3 protein-coding genes and 1 pseudogene are annotated in these 3,279 nt (G+C 53.7%); 2 read left to right on the top strand and 2 right to left on the bottom strand.

Annotation, left to right across the window (positions count from 1 at the left end):
* Nucleotides 1–499: transposase (locus CV944_RS16675; protein ID WP_199170467.1), on the top strand; the 499-nt coding region annotated here is incomplete at its 5' end.
* A gap of 282 nt (nt 500–781) precedes the next feature.
* Here the strand turns inward: CV944_RS16675 and CV944_RS16665 are convergent.
* A pseudogene (locus CV944_RS16665) lies at nt 782–958 on the bottom strand (IS701 family transposase); the annotation flags it as partial.
* Nucleotides 959–1,191: 233 nt separating this feature from the next.
* Between CV944_RS16665 and CV944_RS16660 the strand changes: the two are divergent.
* Complete coding sequence (locus CV944_RS16660; protein WP_100664553.1) at nt 1,192–2,688, top strand: carboxylesterase/lipase family protein; 1,497 nt, start codon at nt 1,192–1,194, stop codon at nt 2,686–2,688.
* Nucleotides 2,689–2,787: 99 nt separating this feature from the next.
* On the opposite strand, the gene CV944_RS16655 is transcribed toward CV944_RS16660, so the two are convergent.
* Nucleotides 2,788–3,003, bottom strand: a complete 216-nt coding sequence (locus tag CV944_RS16655; RefSeq protein ID WP_033015115.1) for a hypothetical protein — start codon at nt 3,001–3,003, stop codon at nt 2,788–2,790.
* Between the last annotated feature and the right edge of the window lie 276 nt (nt 3,004–3,279).

The raw sequence follows: 3,279 nt of genomic DNA, 5'->3' as shown, positions 1-3,279 counted from the left end.
AGCGATCGATGGAAACACGTATACGTACGTTCAAGTCACCCAAGTGACGGAACGGACGATGGAACGCAATGGACAGCTGATGCTCGTTCCTGATTATGAAGTGGAAAGCTATTGGGTGCGGCTCAAAGGATACGAGCATGTTCGAATGAGCGATGTGCTCGCGTTGTATCATGACCATGCGACATGCGAACAGTTTCATAGCGAACTGAAGAGCGACTTAGATTTAGAGCGGCTTCCATCTGGGAAGATGAAAACGAATGCGCTCGTGTTGGTCATGGGAGCCTTCGTTTACAATGGACAAGATCTATTAAGCGATCCGAGACATCCGTTGCACCACAAAGTGAAACGCCGTCGCATCAAGACGATTATTCAGACGGTGATCACGATGGCAGGTCGACTCGTCCGCCGATCACGACAGATCTGGATGAAACTGACGCGAAGGAGTGGGTACAGTATACTCCTACTGAATGTGTATCAAAAATGGAAAGAGGCAAGATAACAAACAGATGTTCGGGTACTCATATCCATCACTCCCCCCTGTACTTTTTTGTCTCTTTTTTGGTTTGTATCTCCATAAAAGAGGATTTATCTCGTTTTCAAACATGAGTGGTGCAGGGAATCATCAAAAAAAGGGATGTATGGATCATATATCCATAGAACTAACACCAAAATCAAAGTTGATTTCCAACCATCACGGATTCAGGAAATAGTTTTTTTATCTGTAGATGAGTATTTTTCATTATAATAATTTCCATGTCATAAGAGGTAAACAGGGTACTCCTTAGGCGACATGGAGCTGTTTTTTGATCGCATCAATGGGAATATCTTGCTTCGCAGCGTTATCAATGAACTCGACGATGCTGTGGCCTTTCCGCGATCGAAGCAACTCCAGCCCAGCGGAAAGGGTTTGTTGGGATTCGGCAATGCTGTACACGCAGGCTAAAGCACCACTGCCCCATACCGTTTCACCGTGACTTAAACAAAATGTTTTTGGCGTGATCGCGCCTCGAATCATCTCCTTCATGGTGTTCACTGCTTCGGCTGCGGCTATCTTTACTTTTGTACATGGGCGAGGCATCTCTCTTTTCGAAGCGGCATGAACACCTCTCATGCGGGCGCAAAACGATAGACGTGGGTGAGGTGGTGGTTTATACTATTTTTGAATCATTTGAATATTCAGGAGTGATAAAGATGGAACAAACCGTTGTTGAAACAAGGTACGGACGGTTGCGCGGGGAAATGAATGAAGGCGTTTTCGTTTGGAAAGGAATTCCGTACGCGAAAGCGCCGGTCGGTGAGCGCAGGTTTTCGCCGCCGGAGCCGCCTGAGGCATGGGATGGGGTGCGGGAGGCGGCCGCGTTTGGCCCCGTGGTCATGCAGCCGTCGGATCCGATTTTCAGCGGATTGCTCGGGCGGATGAGCGAGGCGCCGAGCGAAGACGGGCTGTACTTGAACATTTGGTCGCCGGCGGCGGATGGGAAGAAGCGCCCGGTGTTGTTTTGGATTCATGGCGGCGCCTTTTTGTTCGGCTCGGGTTCTTCGCCGTGGTATGACGGGACGGCGTTTGCGAAACACGGCGATGTCGTCGTCGTGACGATCAACTACCGAATGAACGTGTTTGGCTTTTTGCATCTCGGTGATTCGTTCGGCGAAGCGTACGCGCAAGCCGGGAATCTCGGCATTTTGGACCAAGTGGCGGCGTTGCGCTGGGTGAAGGAGAACATTGCGGCGTTTGGCGGTGATCCGGACAATGTGACGATTTTCGGTGAATCGGCGGGAGCGGCGAGCGTCGGCGTGCTGTTGTCGCTTCCGGAGGCGAAGGGGCTGTTTCGGCGCGCCATGTTGCAAAGCGGTTCGGGATCGCTTCTTCTCCGTTCGCCGGAGACCGCGATGGCGATGACCGAACGCATTCTCGATAAGGCTGGCATCCGTCCGGGCGACCGCGAACGGCTGTTGTCGATTCCTGCCGAGGAGCTGCTGCGGGCGGCGCTGTCGCTCGGTTCAGGGGTCATGTACGGTCCGGTGGTGGATGGCCGCGTATTGCGCCGCCATCCGATTGAAGCGCTCCGCGACGGGGCGGCCAGCGGCATTCCGATTCTCATCGGCGTGACGAAAGACGAGTACAACTTGTTTACCTTGACGGATCCGTCATGGACAAAGCTTGGCGAAAAGGAACTTCTTGACCGAATCAACCGGGAAGTCGGGCCGGTGCCAGAAGAGGCCATCCGCTATTACAAAGAAACGGCGGAGCCGTCGGCGCCTACTTGGCAAACGTGGCTTCGCATCATGACGTACCGCGTATTTGTCGAGGGGATGCTGCGGACGGCGGACGCCCAAGCGGCGCAAGGGGCGGATGTGTACATGTACCGCTTTGACTATGAGACGCCGGTGTTCGGCGGCCAGCTGAAAGCATGCCACGCGCTCGAGCTGCCGTTTGTGTTTCACAATCTCCATCAGCCGGGCGTCGCGAATTTCGTCGGCAACCGGCCGGAGCGCGAGGCGATCGCCAACGAAATGCATTATGCCTGGCTTTCGTTCGCCCGCACCGGAGACCCGAACGGTGCTCACTTGCCGGAAGCGTGGCCGGCGTATACGAGCGAGCGCAAGGCGGCCTTTGTCTTTTCAGCCGCCAGCCATGTCGAAGACGATCCGTTTGGCCGCGAGCGTGCGGCATGGCAAGGACGCTAGAAGATTTGATTCGTGAGGGAGCACCGCCGTCTGCGGAAAAATGGAGCTTCGGCCTCTCTCCTCTAAACCAACAAAGGAACGGCCAACCGCCGTTCCTTTTTATTCGTTCGCCCCTCGGGAAGGAAGCCCGAACTGTTCCGCCAGCGCCGGGTCGCGGTCGATGGCCTCGATGAGCTTGCGCATGACGTTGATGTCAAACGTAAAGTTCGCCCCGATCGGCGAGGTGACGAAAATTTTCCCTTCCTTTGCCTCGCGCGCCCGTTTGAATTGATAGCCGTCAATCGCGATGACGACTCGTTCGTCCGGTCTTGCCATTGAAGTCCCTCCAGTCGTTGCCGATTTGCTTTCTATTGTAACGCATTTCGGCGGTGGACGACAATGATCATACCGCATCCGATTCATCCTATTTCGCGCAGGAGACTCCCACTTCAACGACCAAAGGGAGTAAGTGGGAGAGGAATGCGCGTTCCCCTTTTCTTTTGTGTATGATATAATAAAGGCGTGGAGAAAACCGTTTAATAAAGGCACTCCAATAACTGCTACTCGATGTATGGAGTTGGTTACAGGAAACGTTGTAACCGTAAAACATCG

This window comes from Geobacillus sp. WSUCF-018B, assembly GCF_002809985.1.
GTDB lineage: Bacteria > Bacillota > Bacilli > Bacillales > Anoxybacillaceae > Geobacillus > Geobacillus thermophilus.
Note: the sequence above shows the minus strand (reverse complement) of the source record. Positions and strands in the feature narration are given on the sequence as shown.

Excerpts from the sequence above, each read along its gene's own strand:
- CV944_RS16660 (WP_100664553.1), top strand. The coding sequence starts at position 1,192 with ATGGAACAAACCGTTGTTGAAACAAGGTACGGACGGTTGCGCGGGGAA.
- CV944_RS16655 (WP_033015115.1), bottom strand. The coding sequence starts at position 3,003 with ATGGCAAGACCGGACGAACGAGTCGTCATCGCGATTGACGGCTATCAA.